The sequence below is a fragment of the Streptomyces sp. NPDC006197 genome (genome assembly GCF_040613865.1).
Lineage (GTDB): Bacteria > Actinomycetota > Actinomycetes > Streptomycetales > Streptomycetaceae > Streptomyces.
Genome location: NZ_JBEXSZ010000128.1, coordinates 1 through 24,424, shown reverse-complemented (window position 1 = coordinate 24,424; position 24,424 = coordinate 1). Strand labels below are relative to the sequence as shown.

General features: G+C 71.7%; 23 protein-coding genes. 13 read left to right on the top strand and 10 right to left on the bottom strand.

Annotated elements, in window-relative coordinates:
• Positions 1-125: 125 nt before the first annotated feature.
• Positions 126-1,922 (bottom strand): AMP-dependent synthetase/ligase, encoded by a 1,797-nt coding sequence (locus ABZ318_RS30525; protein ID WP_356905682.1) that lies wholly within the window; start codon positions 1,920-1,922, stop codon positions 126-128.
• Positions 1,923-2,177: 255 nt separating this feature from the next.
• Between ABZ318_RS30525 and ABZ318_RS30520 the strand changes: the two genes are divergently transcribed.
• The 6 genes from ABZ318_RS30520 to ABZ318_RS30495 all read left to right on the top strand — a co-directional run bounded on the left by ABZ318_RS30520 (position 2,178) and on the right by ABZ318_RS30495 (position 7,131).
• Positions 2,178-2,945 (top strand): metallophosphoesterase, encoded by a 768-nt coding sequence (locus ABZ318_RS30520; RefSeq protein ID WP_356905681.1) that lies wholly within the window; start codon positions 2,178-2,180, stop codon positions 2,943-2,945.
• A gap of 90 nt (positions 2,946-3,035) precedes the next feature.
• Positions 3,036-3,476, top strand: a complete 441-nt coding sequence (locus ABZ318_RS30515; RefSeq protein ID WP_356905680.1) for an SRPBCC family protein — start codon at positions 3,036-3,038, stop codon at positions 3,474-3,476.
• Positions 3,477-3,567: 91 nt separating this feature from the next.
• Positions 3,568-4,698 carry an ArsA-related P-loop ATPase gene (locus ABZ318_RS30510; RefSeq protein ID WP_356905679.1) on the top strand — a complete coding sequence of 377 codons (1,131 nt, stop codon included), beginning with the start codon at positions 3,568-3,570 and terminating at the stop codon, positions 4,696-4,698.
• Between the two features lie 44 nt (positions 4,699-4,742).
• Positions 4,743-5,216 carry a DUF5304 domain-containing protein gene (locus ABZ318_RS30505; protein WP_356905678.1) on the top strand — a complete coding sequence of 158 codons (474 nt, stop codon included), beginning with the start codon at positions 4,743-4,745 and terminating at the stop codon, positions 5,214-5,216.
• A 66-nt stretch (positions 5,217-5,282) separates the two neighbouring features.
• The gene (locus tag ABZ318_RS30500) at positions 5,283-6,224 is read left to right on the top strand and encodes an ROK family glucokinase (RefSeq protein WP_356905677.1); all 942 of its coding nucleotides are present in this window, start codon (positions 5,283-5,285) and stop codon (positions 6,222-6,224) included.
• A gap of 163 nt (positions 6,225-6,387) precedes the next feature.
• Positions 6,388-7,131, top strand: coding sequence for an endonuclease/exonuclease/phosphatase family protein (locus tag ABZ318_RS30495; RefSeq protein ID WP_356905676.1), 744 nt, complete (start codon positions 6,388-6,390; stop codon positions 7,129-7,131).
• Between the two features lie 10 nt (positions 7,132-7,141).
• On the opposite strand, the gene ABZ318_RS30490 is transcribed toward ABZ318_RS30495, so the two are convergent.
• Together ABZ318_RS30490 and ABZ318_RS30485 are read right to left on the bottom strand one after the other, a co-directional pair.
• Complete coding sequence (locus ABZ318_RS30490) at positions 7,142-7,792, bottom strand: hypothetical protein (RefSeq protein ID WP_356905675.1); 651 nt, start codon at positions 7,790-7,792, stop codon at positions 7,142-7,144.
• Positions 7,785-8,567 carry an alpha/beta fold hydrolase gene (locus tag ABZ318_RS30485; RefSeq protein WP_356905674.1) on the bottom strand — a complete coding sequence of 261 codons (783 nt, stop codon included), beginning with the start codon at positions 8,565-8,567 and terminating at the stop codon, positions 7,785-7,787. The genes ABZ318_RS30490 and ABZ318_RS30485 overlap by 8 nt, the downstream gene beginning before the upstream one ends.
• A 172-nt stretch (positions 8,568-8,739) precedes the next feature.
• On the opposite strand from ABZ318_RS30485, the gene ABZ318_RS30480 reads away from it, so the two are divergent.
• The 4 genes from ABZ318_RS30480 to ABZ318_RS30465 all read left to right on the top strand — a co-directional run bounded on the left by ABZ318_RS30480 (position 8,740) and on the right by ABZ318_RS30465 (position 12,518).
• Positions 8,740-9,486 carry a lysophospholipid acyltransferase family protein gene (locus ABZ318_RS30480; protein ID WP_174518248.1) on the top strand — a complete coding sequence of 249 codons (747 nt, stop codon included), beginning with the start codon at positions 8,740-8,742 and terminating at the stop codon, positions 9,484-9,486.
• Between the two features lie 29 nt (positions 9,487-9,515).
• Positions 9,516-10,727, top strand: coding sequence for a DUF5931 domain-containing protein (locus tag ABZ318_RS30475; protein WP_356905673.1), 1,212 nt, complete (start codon positions 9,516-9,518; stop codon positions 10,725-10,727).
• Between the two features lie 20 nt (positions 10,728-10,747).
• The gene (locus tag ABZ318_RS30470) at positions 10,748-11,395 is read left to right on the top strand and encodes a response regulator transcription factor (RefSeq protein WP_030693942.1); all 648 of its coding nucleotides are present in this window, start codon (positions 10,748-10,750) and stop codon (positions 11,393-11,395) included.
• 124 nt (positions 11,396-11,519) lie between these two features.
• A complete protein-coding gene (locus tag ABZ318_RS30465) occupies positions 11,520-12,518 on the top strand; it encodes a 2-hydroxyacid dehydrogenase (protein ID WP_356905672.1) in 999 nt (332 codons plus the stop codon).
• Here ABZ318_RS30465 and ABZ318_RS30460 read toward each other — a convergent pair.
• The 3 genes from ABZ318_RS30460 to ABZ318_RS30450 form a co-directional block, all read right to left on the bottom strand.
• Positions 12,515-14,386, bottom strand: coding sequence for an anthranilate synthase family protein (locus ABZ318_RS30460; protein WP_356905671.1), 1,872 nt, complete (start codon positions 14,384-14,386; stop codon positions 12,515-12,517). The two genes, ABZ318_RS30465 and ABZ318_RS30460, sit on opposite strands and share 4 nt — an antisense overlap.
• Positions 14,387-14,493: 107 nt before the next feature.
• Positions 14,494-14,550: a trp operon leader peptide gene (locus tag ABZ318_RS30455; RefSeq protein WP_223766914.1), complete on the bottom strand. Its 57-nt coding sequence runs from the start codon at positions 14,548-14,550 to the stop codon at positions 14,494-14,496.
• Between the two features lie 93 nt (positions 14,551-14,643).
• A complete protein-coding gene (locus ABZ318_RS30450) occupies positions 14,644-17,424 on the bottom strand; it encodes an N-acetylmuramoyl-L-alanine amidase (RefSeq protein ID WP_356905670.1) in 2,781 nt (926 codons plus the stop codon).
• Positions 17,425-17,599: 175 nt separating this feature from the next.
• On the opposite strand from ABZ318_RS30450, the gene ABZ318_RS30445 reads away from it, so the two are divergent.
• Both ABZ318_RS30445 and ABZ318_RS30440 read left to right on the top strand, forming a co-directional pair.
• Entirely contained in the window at positions 17,600-18,946 is a 1,347-nt protein-coding gene (locus ABZ318_RS30445) for a class II 3-deoxy-7-phosphoheptulonate synthase (RefSeq protein ID WP_190157159.1), read from the top strand.
• A 122-nt stretch (positions 18,947-19,068) separates the two neighbouring features.
• Positions 19,069-19,314, top strand: a complete 246-nt coding sequence (locus tag ABZ318_RS30440; protein WP_356905669.1) for a (2Fe-2S)-binding protein — start codon at positions 19,069-19,071, stop codon at positions 19,312-19,314.
• 7 nt (positions 19,315-19,321) lie between these two features.
• On the opposite strand, the gene bfr is transcribed toward ABZ318_RS30440, so the two are convergent.
• Positions 19,322-19,798 carry a bacterioferritin gene (gene bfr / locus ABZ318_RS30435; RefSeq protein ID WP_041128810.1) on the bottom strand — a complete coding sequence of 159 codons (477 nt, stop codon included), beginning with the start codon at positions 19,796-19,798 and terminating at the stop codon, positions 19,322-19,324.
• Between the two features lie 178 nt (positions 19,799-19,976).
• On the opposite strand from bfr, the gene ABZ318_RS30430 reads away from it, so the two are divergent.
• Positions 19,977-20,633, top strand: coding sequence for a sulfite oxidase-like oxidoreductase (locus ABZ318_RS30430; RefSeq protein WP_030693949.1), 657 nt, complete (start codon positions 19,977-19,979; stop codon positions 20,631-20,633).
• A 25-nt stretch (positions 20,634-20,658) separates the two neighbouring features.
• Here the strand turns inward: ABZ318_RS30430 and ABZ318_RS30425 are convergent, their stop codons facing one another.
• The 3 genes from ABZ318_RS30425 to pknB form a co-directional block, all read right to left on the bottom strand.
• Entirely contained in the window at positions 20,659-21,342 is a 684-nt protein-coding gene (locus ABZ318_RS30425; protein ID WP_356905668.1) for a DUF4396 domain-containing protein, read from the bottom strand.
• Between the two features lie 83 nt (positions 21,343-21,425).
• Complete coding sequence (locus ABZ318_RS30420) at positions 21,426-22,286, bottom strand: deoxyribonuclease IV (RefSeq protein ID WP_356905667.1); 861 nt, start codon at positions 22,284-22,286, stop codon at positions 21,426-21,428.
• A 6-nt stretch (positions 22,287-22,292) separates the two neighbouring features.
• Positions 22,293-24,185: a Stk1 family PASTA domain-containing Ser/Thr kinase gene (gene pknB, locus ABZ318_RS30415; RefSeq protein WP_356905666.1), complete on the bottom strand. Its 1,893-nt coding sequence runs from the start codon at positions 24,183-24,185 to the stop codon at positions 22,293-22,295.
• Between the last annotated feature and the right edge of the window lie 239 nt (positions 24,186-24,424).

Below are 24,424 nucleotides of genomic sequence, written 5' to 3'. Positions count from 1 at the left end.
GCCCGACAGGTCATGCGGCGCATCGGCGACAACGTCGACGTGGTGACCTATCTCGGTGCGTACACGCGCTCGCGGATAGCCCCCGCGCTGGGTCCGAATCGCCCCGGGCCCCTCCGTACCCGCTCCTACTTGCTGTAGATCGCCTCGATCTCGTCCGCGAAGTCCTTCGCCACCACGTTCCGCTTCAGCTTCAGGGACGGGGTGATGTGCCCCGCCTCCTCGGTGAACTGGGCCGGGAGGATGCGGAACTTGCGGACCGACTCCGCCTTGGAGACCGCGGCGTTGCCGTCGTCGATCGCCCGCTGGACCTCGGCGATCAGCTCGGCGTCCTCCCGCAGGGACGCCGCCGTCGAACCGGCCGGCTTGCCGTGCTCGCTCGCCCAGCGGCCCAGGAACTCCTCGTCGATCGTGACCAGCGCGCCCACGAACGGACGCCCGTCGCCGACCACCATGCACTCCGCGACCAGCGCGTGCGCCCGGATCCGGTCCTCGATGACCGCCGGGGCGACGTTCTTGCCGCCCGCCGTCACCAGGATCTCCTTCTTGCGGCCGGTGATCGCGAGGTAGCCGTCCTCGTCGAGCGTGCCGATGTCACCCGTGTGGAACCAGCCGTCCGCCAGCGCCTCGGCCGTCGCCGCCGGGTTGTTCCAGTACTCCGTGAAGATGTGCTCGCCGTGCAGCAGCACCTCGCCGTCGTCGGCGATCCGCACCACCGAGCCCGGCAGCGGCTGGCCGACCGTGCCGATCTTCTGCCGGTCCCACGGGTTGAACGCGGTCGCCGCGCACGACTCCGTCAGGCCGTAGCCCTCCAGGACCGTGAAGCCGATGCCCCGGAAGAAGTGGCCGAGCCGCTCGCCCAGCGGCGCGCCGCCCGAGATCGCGTACTCCCCGCGACCGCCGAGCACCGCCCGCAGCTTGCTGAAGACCAGCTTGTCGAAGACCTTGTGCTTCAGCCTGAGCCCGAAGGACGGGCCCTGCGGGGTGCCGAGGGCCCGGCTGTACGCGATGGCCGTGTGCGCGGCCTTGTCGAAGATCTTGCCCTTGCCGTCGGCCTGCGCCTTCGCCCGCGCCGAGTTGTAGACCTTCTCGAAGACGCGCGGCACGCCCAGGATCAGCGTCGGGCGGAACGAGGCCAGCTCGTCCGTGAGGTTCTTGATGTCCGGGACGCAGCCCAGCCGGATCGGCGCCATCACGGACGCGACCTCGACGAGCCGCCCGAAGACGTGCGCGGCCGGCAGGAACAGCAGCACCGAGCACTCGCCCGTACGGAAGAGGGGCTTCAGCCGCTCCACCACGTTGCCGCACTCGGCGAAGAAGGCCCGGTGGGTCAGGACACAGCCCTTGGGGCGGCCCGTCGTGCCCGAGGTGTAGACGATCGTCGCCGGGTCGTCCGCGTGCGCCGTCGACATGCGCTCGTCGAGCAGCTCGTCGGAGACGTCCGCGCCGGTGGCCGTGAGCTGAGCGAGCGCGCCGTCCTCGATCTGCCAGACGCCCTTGAGCTCCGGAAGCCGGTCCCGTACGGACTCCACCGAGGCCTGGTGCGCCGGGCTCTCGACGAGCACCAGGGTCGCGCCCGAGTCGCCCAGGATCCACTGGACCTGCTCCGGCGAGCTCGTCTCGTACACCGGCACGGTCACCGCGCCCGCGCTCCAGATCGCGAAGTCGAGGAGCACCCACTCGTAGCGCGTGCGGGAGAGCAGGGCGACCCGGTCGCCCGGCTCCACGCCGGAGGCGATCAGGCCCTTGGCGACCCCGCGGACCTCGGCGAGGAACTGCGTGGCGGTGACGTCCGTCCAGACGCCGTCGACCTTGCGCCCCATCACGGCGACGTCTGGGTGCTGGGAGGCGTTGCGGCGGATGAGATCCGTCAGGTTGCCGTCCGTGGGGACCTCGTACAGGGCCGGAAGGCTGAACTCGCGCAAGACTGCTGCTCCTCATCGGGCGCCGGCGCCACGGCTCTGTGTGATGCACCGGTGAAGTCCATGATCGGGCAGGTGCTCAGTGGGGGTGAGCACGACTGGACTGCCCGGACGTTACTCGTCAGTACTCGGTTCCGGATAGGGGGTCCCGGCGAGATGTTCCGTGCGTCACACCGGCGTGACGGTGCTCTGCGCACAGTAATCCACAGGTTTCACGACTCCCAAGTAACCGCAGGTGACACCCCCTAAGGTGGGCTCATGCGAGTCCATGTGGTCAGTGACGTACACGGCAACGCCGGCGACCTCGCCAAGGCGGGGGAGGGCGCCGACGCCCTCGTGTGCCTTGGTGACCTGGTCCTCTTCCTCGACTACGCCGACCACAGCCGGGGAATCTTCCCCGACCTCTTCGGCACCGAGAACGCCGACCGGCTCGTCGAGCTCCGCACCGCCCGCCGCTTCGACGAGGCCCGCGACCTCGGCCGCCGCCTCTGGGCCGGACTCGACGTCGACCGCGACACCGCCATCGAGGCCGCCGTCCGCCGCCAGTACGCCGAACTCTTCGCCGCGTTCCCCACCCCCACGTACGCCACCTACGGGAACGTGGACATCCCCCGGCTCTGGCCCGAGTACGCCGGCCCCGGGACGACGGTCCTCGACGGGCACCGCGTCGAACTCGACGGCCTCGTCTTCGGCTTCGTCGGCGGCGGGCTGCGCACGCCCATGCGCACCCCGTACGAGATCTCCGACGAGGAGTACGCGGCCAAGGTCGAGGCCCTCGGCGACGTCGACGTCCTCTGCTCCCACATCCCGCCCGACGTGCCCGACCTCACCTACGACACGGTCGCCCGCCGCTTCGAGCGCGGCAGTCGGGCCCTGCTCGACGCCATCCACCGCGTCCGCCCCCGCTACGCCCTCTTCGGCCACGTCCACCAGCCGCTGGCCCGGCGCATGCGGATCGCCTCCACCGAGTGCGTGAACGTCGGCCACTTCGCCTCGACCGGGAAGCCCTTCGCCCTGGAGTGGTGACGGCGCGGGCACGGGGGCGCGATAGCCTTCCGTCGGCACGCCTGTGCCCCTTTCGCTTCCGCCGGACCGCACAGTGGAGGAGCCACCGCGATGGCCGAACACACCAGCTCGAGCATCACCATCGAGGCGGCGCCGGCCGACGTCATGAGCGTGATCGCCGACTTCGCCCGCTATCCCGAATGGACCGGCGAGGTGAAGGAGGCGGAAGTCCTGGAGAAGGACTCCGCGGGCCGCGCGGAGAAGGTCCGCCTCCTCCTCGACGCGGGCGCCATCAGGGACGACCACACCCTCGCGTACACCTGGACCGGGGACAACGAGGTCAGCTGGACCCTCGTCAGGTCCCAGATGCTCCGCTCCCTCGACGGCTCCTACCTCCTGAAGCCGCTCGGCGCCGACCGCACCGAGGTGACGTACCAGCTGACGGTCGACGTCAAGATCCCCATGCTCGGCATGATCAAGCGCAAGGCGGAGAAGGTCATCATCGACCGGGCACTGGACGGCCTGAAGAAGCGCGTCGAATCAGGCGCGTAGGCCCCGGCTTCCGGGCCCCGCGTGGGCGATCGTCCCGGTGGGGTGGAGGGCCGCGGCGGGGGTCCGGCGCGGGCCCGGTAACGTCCCCCGTATGCGGATCATCCTTGTCACCGGCCCCGGCGGCGCCGGACGCACCACCCTCGCCGCCGCCACCGCCCTCGCCGAGGCGCGGGCGCGGGCCGGCCGCCGGGTCCTGCTCGTCTCCGAGGACGCGGAACCGATCGAGGGGCTCCGGATCCTCCGGCCCGACCCCGGCGCCGACTTCCGCCGGGAGTTCCTCGCCCTCCAGGCCCGTTCCTCCGCCGCCCTCGACCTGCTCGGCGCCGCGCCCTTCGAGGACGCCGAACTGACCGAGCTCCCCGGCAGCCGCCCGTTCGCCCTGCTGCGGGCCCTGCGCGACGCCGCCGCCGGGGACCACGACCTCGCGGTCGTCGACCTGCCCCCGCTCGACGAGGCCCTCGCCCTCCTCGCCCTGCCCGCGCAGCTCCGCCGCTATCTGCGCCGCCTGCTGCCGCCGGAGCGCCAGGCCGCCCGCGCCCTGCGCCCGATGCTCGCCCAGCTCGCCGGCGTCCCCATGCCCGCGCAGTGGCTGTACGAGACGACGGCCCGCTGGGAGGCCGAGCTCGCCGCCGTCCAGGCCGTCGTCGAGGCCCCCGCCACCACCGTCCGCCTCGTCCTCGAACCCGGCCCCGCCGCCGCCCGCGCCCTGCGCACCGCCCGGCTCGGCCTCGCCGTCCAGCGCCTCGCCCTCGACGCCGTCGTCGCGAACCGGATCCTCCCGGCCGGCTCCGAGGACCCGTGGCTGGCCGGACTCACCGCCGAACAGCACCGGCACCTCGCGGAGCTCCGTACCACCACCGGCGAGCAGCTGTACGAGCTGCCGCACCTGGGCCGCGCCCCGCGCGGAGCCGAGGACCTGGTCCTCCTCGCGCCCGTCCGGCCCGAGCCGGTCCCCGTCCCCGTTCCGGAGTGGACCGTCGAGGACCGGCGCGGGGAGGACGGCGTCCTCGTCTGGCACATCCCCCTGCCGGGGGCCGTCAAGGAGGAGCTCTCGCTCGTCCGCCGCGGCGACGAACTGCTCCTGACCGTCGGCGCGTTCCGCCGCGGCGTCCCGCTGCCGGGAGCCCTGCGCCGCTGCACGGTCACCGGCGCCGGGCTCGTCGAGGGGGACCTCCGGGTGCGCTTCACACCCGACCCCGGGCTCTGGCCCCGCACCCCCTGAGGTGGCGTGTACCGTCGAAGTACACAGCCATTGAGGAGTACGCCATGAGCGATTCGGACGCCTGGGCCAAGGCCTGTGCCGAGGACCTGGAGGCGGAGAAGGCCCGCCGCCGGGCGCAGTCCGCGGCCGAGCCCGGCTCACCCGCGGAGGAGTTCCGCAGGCTCTTCGAGGCCGTGGCCGACAAGGTCTCCGGCGGCCTCGGGAACCCGCTCCTCGGCGGCCGGGCCGCGCAGACCGCCGCGCAGACCGTGCAGCAGCTCGTCAACCAGGCGAAGGCCGCCGTCGAGCCCGTCATCGAGCGCAACCCGCAGGTCTTCGACCACCTCGCCGCCGCCGGCAGCGAGCTGCTCGCCGCCTACCGCTCCGCCGTCGAGGGCCACGAGAGCCGCTGGACCCGCGGCGGCGCCGTACCCGAGGACGACGACCCGCGCCGGGACGCCGACCCGGACGTCCCCCGCAAGGACGACCGCAAGGACGACGAGGGGCCCGGAACCGGCCAGCACATCGACCTCGACTGACCGGCGGGGCACCTCCCCTCGGGTACGGTGGGCCTTAGCGGGGCTCGACCGAAAACTGAGGGACACATGGGACTCACCATCGGCGTCGACATCGGCGGCACGAAGATCGCGGCCGGCGTGGTCGACGAGGAGGGCAACATCCTCGACACGCACACCGTGCCCACCCCGCCGACCCCCGAAGGCATCGTCGACGCCATCTGCGCCGCCGTGTCCGAGGCCGGCAAGGGCCACTCGATCGAGGCCGTCGGCATCGGAGCCGCGGGCTACGTCGACGACAAGCGCGCCACCGTCCTCTTCGCGCCGAACATCGACTGGCGGCACGAGCCGCTCAAGGACAAGGTCGAGCAGCGGGTCGGTCTGCCCGTCGTCGTCGAGAACGACGCCAACGCGGCGGCCTGGGGTGAGTACCGCTTCGGCGCCGGCCAGGGCCACGAGGACGTCATCTGCATCACCCTCGGCACCGGCCTCGGCGGCGGCATCATCATCGGCAACAAGCTGCGCCGCGGACGCTTCGGCGTGGCCGCCGAGTTCGGCCACATCCGGGTCGTCCCGGACGGTCTGCTGTGCGGCTGCGGCAGCCAGGGCTGCTGGGAGCAGTACGCCTCCGGGCGCGCGCTCGTCCGGTACGCCAAGCAGCGCGCCAACGCCACCCCGGAGCGCGCGGAGGTCCTCCTGGGCCTCGGCGACGGCACCCCGGAGGGCATCGAGGGCCGGCACGTCAGCGAGGCCGCCCGTGCGGGCGACCCGGTGGCCATCGACTCCTTCCGCGAGCTGGCCCGCTGGGCGGGCGCCGGCCTCGCCGACCTGGCCTCGCTCTTCGACCCGTCCGCGTTCATCGTCGGCGGCGGCGTCTCGGACGAGGGCGACCTCGTCCTCGACCCGATCCGCAAGTCCTTCCGGCGCTGGCTGATCGGCGGCCAGTGGCGGCCGCACGCGCAGGTCCTCGCGGCCCAGCTCGGCAACAAGGCAGGCCTGGTCGGCGCCGCGGACCTGGCCCGCCAGGGCTGAGCCGCCCCCTTCGCGCCTGGACCGGCGCCGCTCTCGCGGACGTGGTCGATCGCCGCGGGGGTTGCTCACATGACGGTTTCGGCCGTCGTTGCTGCACCGTCGAACGGCGTACGCCCGTCGCGTCCCCCTGGACACGACGGGCGGTCGTCGTATGTTGGCCGTCATGGCGATCAGTGAGCTGCCCAACTCCCGCACCGAGAGCGACGGTTCGGCCGTCCTCCGGGTCCTGAGCTACAACGTCCGCTCGATGCGCGACGACGAGGACGCCCTCGCCCGGGTGATCCGCGGCTGCGCCCCGGACCTCGTCTTCGTCCAGGAGGCCCCCCGCTTCTTCCGCTGGCGCAAACACGCCGCCCGGCTCGCCGCCAAGAGCGAGCTCGTCGTCCTGAGCGGCGGCGCCACCGCGGCGGGGCCGCTCCTGCTCTGCTCCCTGCGGGCCACCGTGGAACGGACCGAGGACGTCCTGCTGCCGCTCACGCCGGGCCTGCACCGGCGCGGTCTCGCGACCGCGGTCGTCCGCTTCGCCGGGGCCCGGCTCGGTCTCGTCAGCTGCCATCTGAGCCTGCGGGAGGACGAGCGGTACGCCCAGGCCGGGATGGTCCTCGACCGGGTCGCCGCCCTCGGCACCCCGCACGCCCTCGTCGCCGGCGACCTGAACGAACGCCCCGGCGGCCCCGCCTTCACCCGCCTCACCAAGGAGCTCCAGGACGGGTGGGCGGTCAGCCCCTGGGGCGGCGAGTACACCTCGACCCCCGCCGACCCGCACCAGCGCATCGACGCGATCCTGGCGACCCCGGGCATCGAGTTCCTCGGCTGCGGGGTCCCGACGGACCTCGACCCCGAGGACCTACGGGCGGCCACCGACCACCTTCCGGTCCTCGCGGCGGTCCGCGTGCCCGCCCCGTAGGGGCCGGGGGCTACACCACCGCCCCGCGCCCCGGGTCGTCGAAGCCGTCGTCATCGTCGTCGTCGTGCTTCATCCGGGCCACCAGGGTCGCGAAGCCGCCCAGGAAGCCGCCCACGCAGAGCGTCGTCAGCCACCAGGTCATGTCCCACTGGAGCAGGACGGCGAGCAGCATCAGGACCGGGCCGCCGACGACCGCGAGCCAGGCGAACTTGGACGTCGCGTCCGCCTCGGGCAGCGGAGGCGGCTCCGGCGGGACGAAGTGGCCCTCGTCGGCGCCGCCCGCCGCGTCGTCCGGCTCGGCCGGCGAGTAGTCCCGGGGACCGCCCGTCCGCACCCCGGGCGCGAACACGATCGAGCTGCCGAGCGCCGGCCGCTCGGGGCCCGTCTCCGGGTCCTCTTCCGGCCCGTCGTCCTCCGGCGCGGGCTCCGCGGGCTTCGGCCTCGGCTTCCAGGCCGTGCCCTTCACGGGCCGGATCTCCCCGTCCTCCCCCTCCTCCCCGTCCTCCGGCTCCGGCAGCGACAGGTTCTCGACGGGCCGGAACGGCTTCGCCCCCGGAGGGTCCGCGGGCTCCTCGCCGTACCCGGCGACGATCGCGGCCCAGGCCGCCTCCTCGTCGATGGGCTGCGGCTCCCGCCCGTCGCCGTCCTGCTGCTCAGCCACCGCTCCTGCTCCCCTTCCCGTCGACCAGTTCCGGGGCCAGACGCTCGATGAAGGCCAGGCTCTCGTCGAAGATCCGCTCCGCGTCATGGTCCAACGTCGCCACGTGGTAGCTCTGTTCCAGCAGGATCTCCTTGACGTCCGTCGAGGAGATGCGGGAGAGGATCCGGGCCGAGTCGGCGGGCGGCACGACATGGTCCTGGGGGCTGTGGAGCAGTACCACCGGCTGGGTGACCTGGGGGAGCTCCGCGTCCACGATCCGGAAGAACCGGCGCATGGTGTGCGCGGCGTGCAGCGGCACCCGGTCGTAGCCGAGCTCGGTCACGCCCTCCTTGGCGATGTCGCTGGCGATGCCCTTGGTGGAGGGGACCAGGTGCCGGACGACGGGCAGCGCGTGCGCGGCGAGGCCGTGCACCTTGTTCGCCGGGTTGACCAGGACGATGCCGCGCACCGCGTCGCCGTGCTGGGAGGCCAGCCGCAGCGTGAGGGCCCCGCCCATGGAGAGGCCGAAGACGAAGACGGTCCGGCACCGCTCCAGGAGCTCGCGCAGGGCCCGGTCCACCTCCGCGTACCAGTCCTGCCAGGTGGTGAGCTGCATGTCCTGCCAGCGGGTGCCGTGGCCCGGCAGCAGCGGCACCGACACCGACAGGCCGCGCTCGGCCAGGTACTCGGCCCACGGACGCATCGACTGCGGGGAACCGGTGAATCCGTGACAGAGAAGGACGCCGACCTCTCCGCCTTCGTGGCGGTACGGCTCGGCTCCGGGAAGGACCGGCACCGGGGTCTCCTGTTCGTTGCGACTCCGGCGTCCTCGGGTACGCCGGAGCGACGGAATATGGGGAAGGACCTTCACCGTACGCGACCGGACCGACACCGACCAGGGCCGTAGCCGGGGCCGTGCGCCGGTACGGGATAAAGTCGTGGCGACGGCACACGGAAGGCATGGCGAGTTGATCTACGGCGCAATGAAGTTCTCCATCGGAGGGTCCCTGAAGCTCGCCTTCCGGCCCTGGGTGGAGGGTCTGGAGAACATCCCCGCCGAGGGACCCGCGATCCTCGCGAGCAACCACCTGTCCTTCTCGGACTCCTTCTTCCTGCCCGCCGTCCTGGACCGCAAGGTCACCTTCATCGCCAAGGCCGAGTACTTCACCACCCCCGGTGTGAAGGGCAAGCTCACCGCCGCCTTCTTCAAGGGCGTCGGCCAGCTCCCGGTGGACCGTTCGGGTGCCCGCGGCGCGGGCGAGGCCGCCATCAAGGCCGGCATCGAGGTCATCGAGGGCGGCGGCCTCTTCGGCATCTACCCCGAGGGGACCCGCTCGCCCGACGGGCGCCTCTACCGGGGCAAGCCCGGCGGTCTGGCGCGTGTCGCCCTGGCCACCGGCGCGCCCGTGATCCCGGTCGCCATGATCGACACCGAGAAGATCCAGCCGCCCGGCAAGGTCGTCCCCAAGCTGATGCGCCCGGGCATCCGGATCGGCAAGCCGCTGGACTTCACCCGCTACCAGGGCATGGAGGGGGACCGCTTCATCCTCCGCTCGGTGACCGACGAGGTCATGTACGAGATCATGAAGCTGTCCGGCCAGGAGTACGTCGACATCTACGCGACGGCCGCCAAGCGGCAGATCGCGGAGGCGGAGAAGGCGGCCAAGGAGGCCGTCAAGGCCGAGATCGCCGCTCGGGAAGAGTCCGGCGCGTAGGTCCCCGCGGGGACCCGGGGGTGGGGGAGATGGCCAAGCGCGAGCGTGTCGTGCGCATGTCGGTCGAGCAGCCGCTGTGGCGGGCGCTGACCGGCTACCGCGTCCTGACGATGGTCTACGCGGTCCTGCTGTTCGCCTTCGGCCGGAGCGGGTACGAGCGGCCCTGGATCGCCGTCGGCTATCTGGCGGTGCTGTGCTGCTGGACCCTCGCCACCCTCCCCAAGGTGGCGAACGCGGCCGGCTGCACCAGGCGCTTCCTCGTCGCCGACCTCACCATCGCCCTCGTCGGCATCCTCCTCACCCCGCTCGCCGACGCCCAGGCCCAGTCGTCCGACGGCCCCACCCTGCCGTCGATATGGACCGCCGGCTCCGTCCTCGCCTACGCCATCAAGGGCGGCTGGCGCTGGGCAGGCGTCGCCTCCTCCCTGGTCGCCGTCGCCAACATCGTCGAGCGCGGCCACCCCAGCCGGGACACCTTCCACAACGTGCTCCTCGTCTGGGTCGCCTCCATCGCCATCGGCTACGTCGTCGAGGTCGCCCGCGCCTCCGAGCGCACCCTCGCCCGCGCCCTGGAGATCGAGGCCGCGACCCGGGAGCGGGAGCGGCTCGCCCGCGACATCCACGACAGCGTCCTCCAGGTCCTCGCGATGGTGCAGCGGCGCGGCACCGCGCTCGGCGGCGAGGCGGCCGAACTGGGCCGGATGGCGGGGGAGCAGGAGATCGCCCTCCGCACCCTCGTCGCGGGCGGGCTCGCCCGGCCCAGCCTGGTCTCCGAGGACGAGTCCGAGGGCGCCGTCGTCCGGGTCGTGGACGTGGACGACGAACCCGACGCGGACGCCCCCGTCGACCTCCGGGTCCTGCTCGCCCCGCGCGCCGGGGCCCGGGTCACGCTCTCCGAGCCGGGCGCCCCGGTCCTGCTGCCGCCGGCCGCCGCCCGCGAACTGGCCGCCGCCGTCGGCGCCGCCCTGGACAACGTCCGGGTGCACGCCGGCGAGGACGCGCACGCGTGGATCCTGGTCGAGGACTGGCCGGACGAGGTGATCGTCACCGTCCGGGACGACGGCCCCGGCATCCCGGAGGGCCGTCTCGCGCAGGCGGAGGGCGAGGGCCGGATGGGCGTCGCCCTGTCCATCCGGGGGAGACTGCGGGATCTGGGCGGCACGGCCGAGCTGGTCTCGGTCCCCGGTCAGGGCACGGAAGTCGAGTTGAAGGTCCCACGGGGGAAGGCAGGGGAGAAGTGAACGAGCAGTTGATCAAGGTGATGGTCGTCGACGACCATCCGATGTGGCGGGACGCGGTCGCCCGCGACCTCGCCGAGGCGGGCTTCGACGTGGTCGCCACCGCCGGCGACGGCGAGCAGGCCGTGCGCCGCGCCGTCGCGGCCGGCCCCGACGTCCTCGTCCTGGACCTGAACCTGCCGGTCAAGCCGGGCGTCCAGGTCTGCAAGGAACTCGTCGGCGGCCGGCCCGAGCTGCGGGTCCTCGTCCTGTCGGCGAGCGGCGAGCACGCCGACGTCCTGGAGGCGGTCAAGTCCGGCGCCACGGGCTACCTCCTCAAGTCGGCCAGTACGGAGGAGCTGATCGACGCGGTCCGCCGGACGGCCGTCGGCGACCCCGTCTTCACGCCGGGCCTGGCCGGACTGGTCCTCGGCGAGTACCGCCGGCTGGCCTCCGAGCCCGCCCCGGCGGCCGGCGGCGACGAGCCGAAGGCCCCGCAGCTGACCGAGCGCGAGACGGAGGTCCTGCGGCTCGTCGCGAAGGGGCTCAGCTACAAGCAGATCGCCGAGCGCCTGGTCATCTCGCACCGCACGGTGCAGAACCACGTCCAGAACACCCTGGGCAAGCTCCAGCTGCACAACAGGGTGGAGCTCGTCCGGTACGCCATCGAGCGCGGCCTCGACGACGCCTGAGCCGGCCGGGCCGGCCGAAGGGCCGTATGCGCACGACGTGCGTGATGTGCGCGATATTCACGTACATCACGCATATCGTGCGCATCGAGCATGTGCGGCCCATCGTGACGATGAGGGGAATCCCGTGGAGATCCTGGCATTCGGCGTGCAGGCGGACGAGAAGCCCCTCCTCGAGAAGGCCTTCGCCGGCCACCACGACGTCCGCTGCCTGGACGTCTTCCTCGACGAGGACACCGCCCCCATCGCCGCCGGCTACGAGGCCGTCTCCACCAGCGTCAACGCCGACCTGAACCACCGGGTCCTGCAGACCCTCGCGGCCGGCGGGACCCGGCTGATCGCCCAGCGCTCCACCGGCTTCAACAACATCGACCTGGACGTCGCCGAGCGCCTCGGCCTCACCGTCGCCCGGGTCTCGTCCTACTCGCCGTACTCCGTCGCCGAGTTCGCCTGGACCCTCGCCCTGGCCGTCAACCGCCGGATCGTCCGCGCCTCCAACCGGACCCGCGACTTCGACTTCCGGCTCGACGGACTGATGGGCCGTGACCTGCGGGGCCGTACCGTCGGCGTCCTCGGCACCGGCAGGATCGGCGAGGCCTTCACCCGCATCGCCCACGGCTTCGGCATGAACCTCCTCGGCTGGGACGTCGCCGAGAACCCCGCCTGCGTGGAACTCGGCATGAAGTACGTCGACAAGGAGCGGCTCCTCGCCGAGGCCGACCTCATCAGCCTCCACGTCCCGCTCATGGAGGCCACCCACCACCTCGTCGACGCCGCCGCACTCAAGGCCATGAAGGACGACGCCATCCTGGTGAACTCCAGCCGCGGCGGCCTCGTCGACACCGAGGCCCTCGTCGCCGAGCTCCGCGCCGGCCGCTTCACCGGTGTCGGACTGGACGTGTACGAGGCGGAGGCCGGGCTCTTCTTCCTCGACAAGTCCCTGGAGGTCGTCGAGGACGACACCCTGGCCCGCCTGGTCACCTTCCCGAACGTGGTGGTCACCTCCCACCAGGCGTACTACACGGCCGACGCGGTCACCCAGATCATCGACGCCACCGTCCAGAACGTCCTCGACCACGTCGCCGGGCGGCGCGGCGAGAACGTCCTGGTACCGAGGGCCTCCTAGACCAGCACACCCGCGAGCAGGGAGGCGGTGAGCGCGGCCCCGTCAGTCGTGAGCACCGACTCCGGATGGAACTGCACGCCCGCGAAGCCCGGCCCGCGCAGGGCGTGCACCTCGCCGCTCCTCGCGTCCCGGCTCACCTCGATGCGGTGCAGCGCCAGCTCCGTCGCCGTCCGGTCGTCGCAGCGGGCCGTGAAGCTGTTGTAGAAGCCGACCGTCTGCTCCTGACCGAAGAGGTCGATCCGCAGCTGCGCCCCCTGGAACGGGGTCCGCTTGCGGACGATGTCCAGGCCCAGCTCGGCCGCGATCAGCTCGTGCCCGAGGCAGACGCCGAGCAGGCCGTGGCGGTGGTCCCGCACCAGCTCGGCCGTGAGGCCGCGCAGGAAGCGCATCTTCGGGTCGGCGGCGTCCGAGGGGTTCCCGGGCCCGGGTCCCAGGACGACCGGGCCCTCGTGGGCGAGGGCCAGCTCCCGCAGCCCCGGCTCGTCGTAGCGGAGCACCGACACCTCCAGGCCCGAGGAGCGCAGGACGTGCGCCAGCATCGCCGTGAAGGTGTCCTCGGCGTCGACCACGAGCGCGTGTCCGGACAGCTCCGCGGACCGGGCCTGCATCTTCAGCCAGAACGGCGCGAGGTCCGCCCGGCGCGCGTCGAGCGCGGCCCGCACCCGGGGGTCGTCGGCGAGCCGCGGCGGCACCGGCGCCGACGGGCCGGCCGGCCGACCCTCCCGGACGCCGAGGGCCGTGAGGACGCCCGCCGCCTTGGCGTGGGTCTCGGCGACCTCGCCCTCGGGGTCCGAGTGCCGCACCAGCGTGGCCCCCACCGGCACCCGCAGCCGGCCGTCGGCGGCGATGTCGGCGGTGCGGATGAGGATGGGGGAGTCCAGCGTCTGCGCCCCGTTCCCGTCCGTGCCGAGCAGGGCGAGCGCGCCCGCGTAGTACCCCCGGCCGCCCTCCTCGTGACGCCCGATCACCCGGCAGGCGTTCTGCACCGGCGAGCCGGTCACGGTCGCCGCGAACATCGTCTCCCGCAGCACCTCCCGCACGTCGAGCGAGGACCGCCCGCGCAACTCGTACTCGGTGTGCGCCAGATGGGCCATCTCCTTGAGCCGGGGCCCGACCACCACCCCGCCCATGTCGCCCACCGTGCACATCATCTTCAGCTCCTCGTCCACCACCATGGAGAGCTCCTCGGTCTCCTTGCGGTCGGCGAGGAAGGCGAGCAGGTCCTCGGCGGTCGGGGCGGCCCCGGCCGGGTAGCGGTACGTGCCGCTGATCGGGTTCATCACGACCGTCCCTCCCGACATCCGGACGTGCACCTCGGGGCTCGCCCCGACGAGCGTCCGCTCCCCGGTGTGCACGACGAACGTCCAGTACGCGCCCCGCTCGCCCGCGAGCAGCCGCCGGAACAGGGCGAGCGCGTCGGCGCGCCCGAAGCCCGGGATCTCACCGGTGTAGGTGCGCCGGATCACGAAGTTCGCGCCCTCGCCGGAGCCGATCTCCTCGTCGATGACCCGCCGCACGGTCTGTGCGTAGGCCTCGTCGGAGACGTCGAAACCGCCGCCCTCCACCCGTACGTCGTGGGCGGGCAGCGAGGCCAGGGCCTCGGAGAGCGGCAGCTCGTACGCCTCGTCGGCGACGAGCACGGAGAGCGGGGTGCCGTCGTCCCGCACGTCGAAGCCGCGCTCCCGGATCTGCCGGAACGGCACGAGGGCGAGCGTCGGCATCGGGCCCACGGGCAGCTCCGCGAGGCGCTCGGCCTCGTGGACCCGGCCGATCAGCACCTCGACGGTGTCGTGGTCACGGCCGGGGGTGCGGCGGCGCAGCAGGGCGAAGGGAGGGCAGGAGTCGTCGAGGAGACGGGAGAGGTCCATGGGGCGTGTCGTTCCTTCCGAGTGGAGTACGGAGAGGAGGAACGGCCCCGGGTACGAGAAAGGCCGCCCCTCGGGCGGCCTTCGCGTGTCTGTCGGTGTACGCGAGATCAGTGGGCCGCCGGATGAGCGGTCCACCACCAGTTCTGGTTCGAGTGCGCGTACATGCGAGCACTGTAACCCAGCCGGGCACGCGAACGGGGCCCGGTCCGCACCGTGGACGGTGCGAGCCGGGCCCCGGGGCCGGTCCAACTACCCGATCAGAAGATCAGGTTGTAGGACTGCCAGCCCGGACCGACCTGCACGCGCGTGGCGTACGGGGCGGTGGCGCTGCCGGTGCCCTTGTACAGCCACAGGGCGCCGGCGCCGTCACGGGCGACGAAGTCGACCTTGCCGTCACCGGTGAGGTCACTCGGTCCGGTGATGCTGTTGTAGATCTGCCAGCCGGTGCCCACCTTGACGCGCGTGGCGTACGGGGCGGTGGCGCTGCCGGTGCCCTTGTACAGCCAGAGCGCTCCGGTGGCGTCGCGGCCGATCATGTCCGGCTTGCCGTCGGAGGTCAGGTCGCCGGTGCTGACGATGTCGTTGTAGATCTGCCAGCCGGTGCCGATCTTCACCCGGGGGGCGAACGGCGTCGTCGGGGTGCCGGTGCCCTTGTACAGCCACAGCACGCCCGACTTCTCGCGGGCGATCAGGTCCGGCTTGGAGTCCCCGGTGAGGTCGCGGACGCCGATGACCCGGTCGTAGACCTGCCAGCCGCCACCGGTCCTCAGCCGGGCCTTGAACGGCGCGGACGGGTTGCCGCTGCCCTGGTAGTACCAGAGCACGCCGGAGGTGTCACGGGCCACGGCGTCACCGGTGCCGTCGGCGCGGAGCGCCGTCAGCGGGGTGACGGCGTTGTAGACCTGCCAGCCACCGCCGACCCGGTACCGCGTGAGGAAGGGAGCGGTGGCGCTGCCGGTGCCCTGGTACTGCCAGAGGACACCGGAGGCGTCGCGGGTGAGGAGGTTGTAGCGGTTGTTCGTGGCGACGGGCGCGGCGCCGGGCGCCTCCACGATGTCGTCCTGCTTCACCCAGACGATCTTGTGGTGGAAGCGGATCGGCACGAAGAGCACGTTGCCGACGACGTTCTTCTGGGCGGAGCCGAACCAGTCGTCGCCCTTCACCGCCGGACCGGCCTTCACGTAGGCCTGGCCGGAGGCGAAGGTGAACTTCGACAGCGGGGCGTTCTCGTCGCCCGGGGCTTCCAGACCCGCCGCGGTGTAGGCGGCGGTGTCGGGGAAGGAGCGGCCGAAGACCTTGGTCGAGGCGAGACCCGCCTTGAGCTTCACGGTCGTGGCACCGGACACCGGCACGGTGTACTGGCCGCCCGGGTTCTGGAACCAGGCCTTCACGCCCGCGTACCAGATCGCCGTCCAGTCGGTCCGGGCCTCGGCGACGACGTAGAGGCCGCCGGCGCGGACCTTGTCGCCGTAGTTCGATCCCTCGGACCAGCCCGAGGAGTAGTACGGGTCCTTCAGCGGCGTCGCGCTCGTCGAGGGCGACGTGTACAGGTAGCCGAAGTTGGACGGGCGGCCCGGGACGGCCGTGCCACCGGTGGTCAGCTTCGGCTGGTTCGCCGTGGTGAACGGCGGGACGACCCGGACCACCTGGCCGGCCCTGAGGAGACCGCCCGCGCCCTTGTCGCCCTGCGGGGCGCCGAGGAGCGACATGTAGTAGTTCCAGTCCCAGTACGGGCCCGCGTCCCAGTGGAGATTGGCGACGTTGCCGTCCGTCTGGAGCGCCACCTCGTCGTGGCCGATGATGTGCTCACGGTCGATCGGCACATGGAACGTGGTCGCCAGGTACTTCACCAGCGCCGCGGAGGAGCGGTACTGGGGCTCGGTGTACCAGCTGCCCTCCTTGATGGCGTAGCCCTCGTGCTCCACGCCGATGGCGTGCATGTTGTGGGTCCAGTTGCCCGCGTGCCACGCCAGGTTCTTGTTCTCGAGCATCTGGGTGACCAGACCGTCCTGGGCCCGGATCAGGTAGTGGGCGCTGCCCGGACCGTTCGGGTCGGTGAGCACCTTGAGCGAGCCGTCGTAGCCGCCCTCGGTGTCGTGGATGACGATCTGACGGATGTCCACGCCCTGGTTGGGGCGGTCACCCGCGGTGTAGTTCTTCTTGCCCGTGGAGGAGGGCACGCTCAGCTTGACGTTGCAGTTCAGCCCGGGCGGGCACTCGGGGAGCGTGGTCTCCGTCGTGCTTGCGAAGCTGGCGGCCAGCGGCACGTTCGCCGGCTTGACCGGCTCGACCGAGGGGTCGGCCGGCAGGGCGACCTGCTCGCCGTCGAGGGTGAGCTCCCGCTCGCCCTTCTCGATCGACTCGAAGACGCGCTTCGCGAAGAGGTCGGCGCCCTTCTTCTCGGGGGACTGGCTGTAGCGGGCCACGGCCGGGTACCAGTCGCCCGGGTCCTCCGACAGCTCGGCGCCCGCCTGCTTCTGGTAGTCGGCGAGGAGCGCGGCGCCGGCGCGGATGGACGCGGCGGTGTCGTTCTGGACGGCCTCGGTGGAGCTGTCGATCAGCTCGGCGGCCTTGTCCAGGGTGTGGAGCCGGGGGTCGTCGGTGTCGACGACCGCCTTCTCCAGGATGCGCCGGACCTTCTCGCGGTCGAAGGTCTTCTCGATCTCCGGCCGGCCCGAGCCGTTGAAGTGCTCGATCTGCTCGTCGGTGACCTTCTGCTGTACGTCCTCCGGGTCGACCTTCGTCAACCCCATGACGTTGTACGCGCCGGTCGTGCTCGGCTCGCCGTCGTGCGACTCCCAGCGCGTCTGCTGGTACGACACCGCCATCAGCACGCTCTGCGGCACATCGAACTCGCGCGCCGCGTTTGCGAACTGCGTCTGGAGGGGAAGGTCACCTCCGGACGTGTCGCCCGGCGCGCCGAGGAGGCCCGGCGAGGCGACCGCGATGGTGCCGATGGTGGCGGTGGCGACGACAGCGGCTGCCGCCCCGTACAAGAGTCGTTTCTTCTTGCGGTCCCTGCGGTGCCTCTGGGTCACGCCCACCCCTGTGAATTCGACTGTGTTCTTGTCAAACGGGCCAGAGGGTAACACCCCCCGACGTCCTGAAGGTCCTCGGCGGACATTTCGGGTGTGACCCGGGGGGCGCGCGTCTCAGCCATTGAGCAGGGGGACAGGACCGGACGAAGAACCCCTTACTGTGGTGCTTGTGACCGTGAACGCTGAATCCCACGCCGTCGCCAAGGCGACCTGGCGAGACCTGCCCGCGGCGCAGCAGCCCGAGTACCCCGATGCCGAGGCTCTGCGCGATGTGATCGCGGACCTCGAGTCGTATCCTCCGCTCGTCTTCGCCGGCGAGTGCGACCAGCTGCGCGCCCGGATGGGAGCCGTCGCCCGTGGCGAGGCGTTCCTGCTCCAGGGCGGCGACTGTGCCGAGGCCTTCGACGCCGTGTCCGCCGACCACATCAGGGCCAAGCTCAAGACGCTGCTCCAGATGAGCGCCGTCCTCACCTACGCGGCCTCCGTGCCCGTGGTGAAGGTCGGCCGCATCGCCGGCCAGTACTCGAAGCCCCGCTCCAAGGGGACCGAGACCCGCGACGGCGTGACGCTCCCCACCTACCGGGGCGACTCCGTCAACGGCTTCGACTTCAACGAGAAGGCCCGCATCCCGGACCCCGAGCGCCTGAAGCGGATGTACAACGCCTCCGCCTCCACGCTCAACCTGGTCCGCGCCTTCACCACCGGTGGCTACGCCGACCTGCGCCAGGTCCACGCCTGGAACCAGGACTTCGTGAAGTCGTCCCCCTCGGGCCAGCGCTACGAGGCGCTCGCCCGCGAGATCGACAACGCCCTGAACTTCATGAAGGCCTGTGGCACCGACCCGGCCGAGTTCAAGGCCGTCGAGTTCTACGCCTCCCACGAGGCGCTGCTGCTCGACTACGAGGGCGCCCTGACCCGCACGGACTCGCGCACCGGCAGGCTGTACGACACCTCCGGCCACATGGTCTGGGTCGGTGAGCGCACCCGCCAGCTGGACCACGCGCACATCGAGTTCTGCTCGCAGATCGCCAACCCGATCGGCGTCAAGCTCGGCCCGACCACCACGGTGGACGAGGCGCTCACGTACATCGACCGTCTCGACCCGGACCGCGAGCCGGGCCGGCTGACCTTCATCGTCCGCATGGGCGCCGACAAGGTCCGCGACAAGCTCCCCGAGCTGGTCGAGAAGGTCACCGCCTCCGGCGCGGTCGTCGCCTGGGTCACCGACCCGATGCACGGCAACACCTTCGAGGCCGCCTCCGGCCACAAGACCCGCCGCTTCGACGACGTGCTCGACGAGGTCAAGGGCTTCTTCGAGGTCCACAAGGCGCTGGGCACCCACCCGGGCGGCATCCACGTCGAGCTCACCGGTGACGACGTCACCGAGTGCGTGGGCGGCGGCGACGAGATCTTCGTCGACGACCTGCACCAGCGCTACGAGACGGCCTGCGACCCGCGGCTCAACCGCAGCCAGTCGCTCGACCTGGCGTTCCTGGTGGCGGAGATGTACCGCGATCAGTAAGTAGCTTCCTACGGAGATGGGGCACGGATCGCTGTGATCCGTGCCCCATCGTCGTATCCGGGGCTTTTGGGGCTCCGGGCCGCCGGGTAAGGTTAGGTTAGCCTTAACGATCTCGGCGGGAGGTGAACCGCGTGTACGTCTGCTCATGCTTCGGTGTCACGGAGAAGCAGGTCAAGGAGCATGCGGACGCGGGCGCGTGCACGCCCCGCCAGATAGCCTCGGCCTGCAAGGCCGGCACGGACTGCGGTTCCTGCGTCCGTCGCATCCAGGCCATCCTCGGGCGCGGCAGCTGCCCGCGACGCGAGCTCCTGGACCAGGGCATGCCCGCCCTGACGGCGGAAGTGACCGAGCTGTCGGAAGCCGCTTAGAGCGGCCCTAGCTGGGTTGCTCGATCAGCGTCGAGAGGTACAGCGCCTCACCCAGGGACTCGATCAGTTCCAGCTGCGTGTCCAGGTAGTCGATGTGGTGCTCCTCGTCGGCCAGGATCTCCTCGAAGAGGTTGGCGGACGTGACGTCCCCCTTGGCGCGCATGACCTCGATCCCGCGCCTGAGGCGGTCGATCGCCTCCACCTCGACCTGTCGGTCCGCCTGGAACATCTCGGTGATCGTCTGGCCGACCCGCACGTGGAAGAGCCGCTGGTAGTTGGGCAGGCCGTCGAGCATCAGGATGCGCTCGGTCAGCTTGTCCGCGTGCTTCATCTCGTCGATGGACTCTTCGCGGGTGTACTTGGCGAGCTTCGTCCACCCCTTGTTGTCCTGGATGCGGTAGTGCAGCCAGTACTGGTTGATGGCCGTCAGCTCGCCGGTCAGCTGCTCGTTGAGGAACTCGAGGACCTCGGGGTCGCCCTGCATCGCTCCAGGCTCCTTCCACGTTATGTGTCTACGCCGTCACTGGGCGGGATGGCCGCATCCTCGCACCCCGAATGGGGGGCGTCCAGTAAGTGCAGGCTTAGTCGCAGTTGCCCCAATCGCTCTGCCGGGACGGTCGCCTGGTCATGACCACCCCTCGCCGTCTGTCACCATGGATGACATGGGTCAGCCGGAGAGCGGAGTACACCGGGAAGCGGGTCAGCCGGATCGTTCGCCGGACTTTCCGCCGGATCTGCCCCCGGGGCAGCGGCTGCAGCGCGGCTGGCCGGTCACCCATTACGGGCCCGTCCCCAAGTTCAAGCCGGACCGCTGGGAGTTCCGCGTCTTCGGGGCGACCGCCGACGGCGACAAGCGGTGCTGGAACCACGAGGAGTTCTCGGCCCTTCCGTTCTCCACGGTCGTGGCCGATCTGCACTGCGTCACGAAGTTCAGCATGCTCGGGGCCGAATGGGGCGGTGTCCCCGCCCGCACGATCCTGGAGCTCGCCCCGCCCGCACCCCATGTGACCCACGTGATGGTCTGGGCCGAGTACGGATACAGCGCCAACATGCGGCTCGCCGACTTCGCCGCGGACGGCACGATCTTCGCCACCCACAAGGACGGGGAGCTGCTCACCGCCGAGCACGGTTTCCCGCTGCGGCTCGTCGTCCCGCACCTGTACGCCTGGAAGGGGCCCAAGTGGGTCCGGGGCGTGGAGTACATGGCGGCCGACCGCCGGGGCTTCTGGGAGGAGCGCGGCTACCACAACCTCGGTGACCCGTGGACGGAGCAGCGCTACTCGTACCAGGAGGAACCGGGAGACGGCCCGGAGCTGTAGTGGCTCCGGACCGTCCCTCGTGCGGTCAGTGGTGGTACTGGTGGACCACCGCGTGGCCCTTGCCGCGGCCGATCATCCACTTGTTGACCGGCGTGGTCAGCACGAAGGCGACGCCGAGCGAGATCGCGAGCACGATCCAGAAGAGCGGCTCGTCGAGGTGCGCGTCCATGGCGCCGGGCCAGAGGGCGATGACGCCGTTGTCGATGATCTCCATGACGGCGATGGAGAGGGTGTCGGCGGCGAGGGCGACCTTGAAGGCCGTCCTGAAGTCGACGCCGGCCTTCAGGATGCCGCGCAGGGTGAGCGCGTAGCCGAAGAAGAAGGCCAGGATGATCGCGAGGACCATCGTCGGCAGGTTGCCCCAGCCGAACGCGGTGCCGATGATCATGCCGAGGACCTCGCCGATGGCGCAGCCGGTGAGGCAGTGCAGGGTGGCCTGGGCGGCCATGGACCAGGAGACGGCGCCGCCGGGGGCGTGATGGCCCTCGTGGCCGGCGTGGTGGGCGTGGCTCTGGTGGTCGCCGTGGGTCGCGTGGGCCTCGTGACCGGTGTGATCCTTGTGGCCGGCGTGGCCACTGTGGTCCCCGTGCTCGACGTGACCGGCGTGGCCGCCGTGGTCTCCGTGTTCGGTGTGACCGGCGTGGCCCTCGTGACCCTCATGGCCCTCGTGGCCTTCATGACCGTGGTGTGCGTGCGCTTCGTGTTGCATGGGAGGTGCCCCCAACCTCGGGTACGGTTCCTGCCGCCGCTAGAACCGTATACCCCCCTAGGGTATTCCTCAAGAGGAAACGATCAACCTCGGCGCTCGCGGAGCTTCTTCAGGAGCTCGATGTCGGCGACGTGCCCTTCCTTGCCGCCCGGGGTCTCGATGATCAGCGGTACGTTCTCGGTGGCCGGGTGCCGCAGGAGGTTCCCGAAGGCCTCCTCACCGATGTGACCTGCCCCGATGTTCGCGTGCCGGTCCTTGTGCGCGCCCACGACGTCCTTCGAGTCGTTGGCGTGGATCAGCTTCAGTCGCCCCTCGCCGACCGTTTCCACCAGCAGGTCCAGCGTCTGCGCCGCCCCGTGCGGGCCCGCCAGGTCGTGGCCGGCCGCGAAGACGTGACAGGTGTCGAGGCAGACGCCCAGCTTCGGGTGGTGGTCGAGCGCGTCGAAGTACGGGCCGAAGTCCCAGGTCCGCGAGCAGAGCGAGAAGCCCTGACCCGCCGTCGACTCCAGCAGCAGGTACGGATCGTCCTCGTGCGTCAGCTCGTCGAGGAGCGGCAGCATCCGCTCCCGCACCTGGGCGAGAGCCACCTCGCGCGGCCGGCCTCCGGTCGCCGAGCCGGTGTGCACCACCACGCCCTTGGCGCCGATCTCCCGGCCCCGGCGCAGCGAGTGCCGCAGCGACTCCACCGACTTCTCCACCGTGGCCTCGGTGTGGGACCCGAAGTTGATCAGGTACGGGGCGTGCACCCACGCCGAGATCGACGCGGCCTCGCACTCGGCCCGGAAGCGCTCGTCCTGGGCCGGATTGCCGACCGGGGTCGCCCAGCCGCGCGGATTGGCGACGAAGACCTGCACGGTCTCGGCGCCGAGCTCACGGGCGTAGCCGAGGCCGACCGTGGCGAGGCCACCGGCCACGGGGACATGGCCGCCGACGGGGTTGCGCATGGGTTTCTAGAGTCCCTTGATCGTGATGGTGATGGTGGAGCCCTCGGGCGCGGTCTCGCCGCCCTTCACGGACTGGCTCGCGACCGTGTCGCCGAGGTAGGGGAAGGACTTCTCGACCTTCACCTCGAAGCCCGCGTCCTCCAGGGTCGCACGCGCGTCCGCGGTCGACCGCCCCGTCACGTCCGGGACCTCGACCGGCTTCGGCCCCTTGGAGACGGTGAGGGTGATGACGTCGCCCTCGGCGGCCCGGCTGCCCCCGGCGAGGGACTGGGCCGCGACGGTGCCGGCGTCCTCGGGGGAGTTGATCCGCTCCGGGGCGACCCGGACGGTGAGCCCCTCCTCCTGGAGGGCGGCCGTGGCGTCGGCGACGGTCTCGCCGCTGACGTCGGGCACGTCGATCGGGGCACCCTTGCTGACCACCAGGGCGACGGCCGAGTCGGGGCTGCGCTCGGTGCCGGGCTCGGGGTCGGAACCGATCACGGAGCCCTGCGCCACGGAGTCGCTGAACTCCTCGGTGATCATCCCGGGGGCGAGTCCCTCCTGCTTCAGGAGGCGCTTGGCCTCCGCGAGCGGCTTGCCCTTGAGGTTGGGCACCTTCACGATCTCCGGGCCGCGGGAGAGCGTGAGGGTGACCGTGCCGTTGCCCCGGACGCGCTCGCCGGGGGCCGGGTCGACGGCCATGACCGTGCCGCGCTCGTACACGTCGCTGAAGGCGCGCTTCGTGGTGCCGACCTCGAGACCGGCGTCGGTGAGGCGCTTCGTCGCGGCGGCCTCGGACTGGCCGAGGACGGCGGGGACCCGGGTGAACTGGCCGGAGCTGATGTACCAGACGCCGGTGCCCAGGCCGAGGGCGAGCAGGACGACGACGACGACGAGAAGGGGGCCGCGCGGGGGTCGGCGGCGGGCGGCGGGGGGTGCCTCCGGGGCGGGCAGCCGGTTGGTGTGCAGGACGTCGGCTTCCGTGGGTACGGGACGGGCGATCACGCTCGTCCGGTCCTCGGTGGTGTCCCGGACCTCGGACCGCGCGAGCGGAGGCACCGCGTCCAGCTGCTCGTCGCCGAGCCCGGCACGGGCCTCCCGGAGCAGGCCGAGCAGGGCGACGGCGTCGTGCGGACGGGCCTCGGGATCGCGGGCCGCGGCTGCCGCTACCAGCGCGTCCAGCTCCGGGGCGAGCCCGGGGACGGTCGCCGAGGGGGCGGGCACGTCGGTGTTCAGGTGCTGGTAGAGCACCTGGGCCGGGGTGTCGCCGGAGTGCGGCTTGCCGCCGGTCAGCATCTCGTAGAGGACGACACCGCAGGCGTACACGTCGGCGCGGGTGTCGGCGGTGCCGTGCTCGATCTGCTCCGGCGCGAGGTACGAGACCGTGCCGAGGACCGCGCCGGTCGTGGCCGTCGCCGAGCCCACGGCCCGTACGAGGCCGAAGTCGGCGACCTTCACCCGGCCGTCGTCCCCTATCAGGACGTTCTCCGGCTTCATGTCCCGGTGCACGAAACCCGCCCGGTGCGCGGCGCCCAGCGCGGCGAGCACCGGCTCCAGGATGTCGAGCGCGGCACGGGGCGAGAGGGCGCCGCGCTCGCGCAGGACGTCACGGAGGGTGCAGCCGGCGACGTACTCCATCGCCAGATAGACGTACGCGCCCTCGGCGCCCTGGTCGAAGACCCCGACGACGTTCGGGTGCGCGAGCCGGGCCACGGACTTCGCCTCGCGGATGAACCGCTCGACGAAGGCGGCGTCGGCGGCGAGGGCCGGATGCATCACCTTGAGCGCGAGGACGCGGTCGAGGCGGGTGTCGACGGCCCGGTAGACGGTGGCCATCCCGCCGACGGCGATGCGCGCGTCGACGCGGTAGCGGCCGTCGAGCAGCCGCCCGACGAGGGGGTCCTGAAGGGTCGTGTCCACGGCGACGAGTCTACGAGCCGGGGGTGGGGGGCTTGTGCGGTCGGGGCGGGACTGCAGCGCAGCTGTGACGCACCCGCCCCCCGTGCGGGCCGCGCCCGCCGAGCCGGTGCCCCGCCGCCCCCCGCCCGTGTGGGCCGCGCCCGCCGGGCCGGTGCCTGTTGCGGCGGGAAGCGATCGGTTCCCGCCGGACACACGGTGAGCGTCTCGGAGTGGAGGAGTGATCGGGCATGGCGGAGAAC

Coding starts and splice junctions, on each gene's coding strand:
- ABZ318_RS30520 (WP_356905681.1), top strand. CDS start 2,178: ATGCGAGTCCATGTGGTCAGTGACGTACACGGCAACGCCGGCGACCTC.
- ABZ318_RS30515 (WP_356905680.1), top strand. CDS start 3,036: ATGGCCGAACACACCAGCTCGAGCATCACCATCGAGGCGGCGCCGGCC.
- ABZ318_RS30510 (WP_356905679.1), top strand. CDS start 3,568: ATGCGGATCATCCTTGTCACCGGCCCCGGCGGCGCCGGACGCACCACC.
- ABZ318_RS30505 (WP_356905678.1), top strand. CDS start 4,743: ATGAGCGATTCGGACGCCTGGGCCAAGGCCTGTGCCGAGGACCTGGAG.
- ABZ318_RS30500 (WP_356905677.1), top strand. CDS start 5,283: ATGGGACTCACCATCGGCGTCGACATCGGCGGCACGAAGATCGCGGCC.
- ABZ318_RS30495 (WP_356905676.1), top strand. CDS start 6,388: ATGGCGATCAGTGAGCTGCCCAACTCCCGCACCGAGAGCGACGGTTCG.
- ABZ318_RS30475 (WP_356905673.1), top strand. CDS start 9,516: ATGGCCAAGCGCGAGCGTGTCGTGCGCATGTCGGTCGAGCAGCCGCTG.
- ABZ318_RS30470 (WP_030693942.1), top strand. CDS start 10,748: ATGGTCGTCGACGACCATCCGATGTGGCGGGACGCGGTCGCCCGCGAC.
- ABZ318_RS30460 (WP_356905671.1), bottom strand. CDS start 14,386: ATGGACCTCTCCCGTCTCCTCGACGACTCCTGCCCTCCCTTCGCCCTG.
- bfr (WP_041128810.1), bottom strand. CDS start 19,798: ATGCAGGGCGACCCCGAGGTCCTCGAGTTCCTCAACGAGCAGCTGACC.
- ABZ318_RS30430 (WP_030693949.1), top strand. CDS start 19,977: ATGGGTCAGCCGGAGAGCGGAGTACACCGGGAAGCGGGTCAGCCGGAT.
- ABZ318_RS30425 (WP_356905668.1), bottom strand. CDS start 21,342: ATGCAACACGAAGCGCACGCACACCACGGTCATGAAGGCCACGAGGGC.
- ABZ318_RS30420 (WP_356905667.1), bottom strand. CDS start 22,286: ATGCGCAACCCCGTCGGCGGCCATGTCCCCGTGGCCGGTGGCCTCGCC.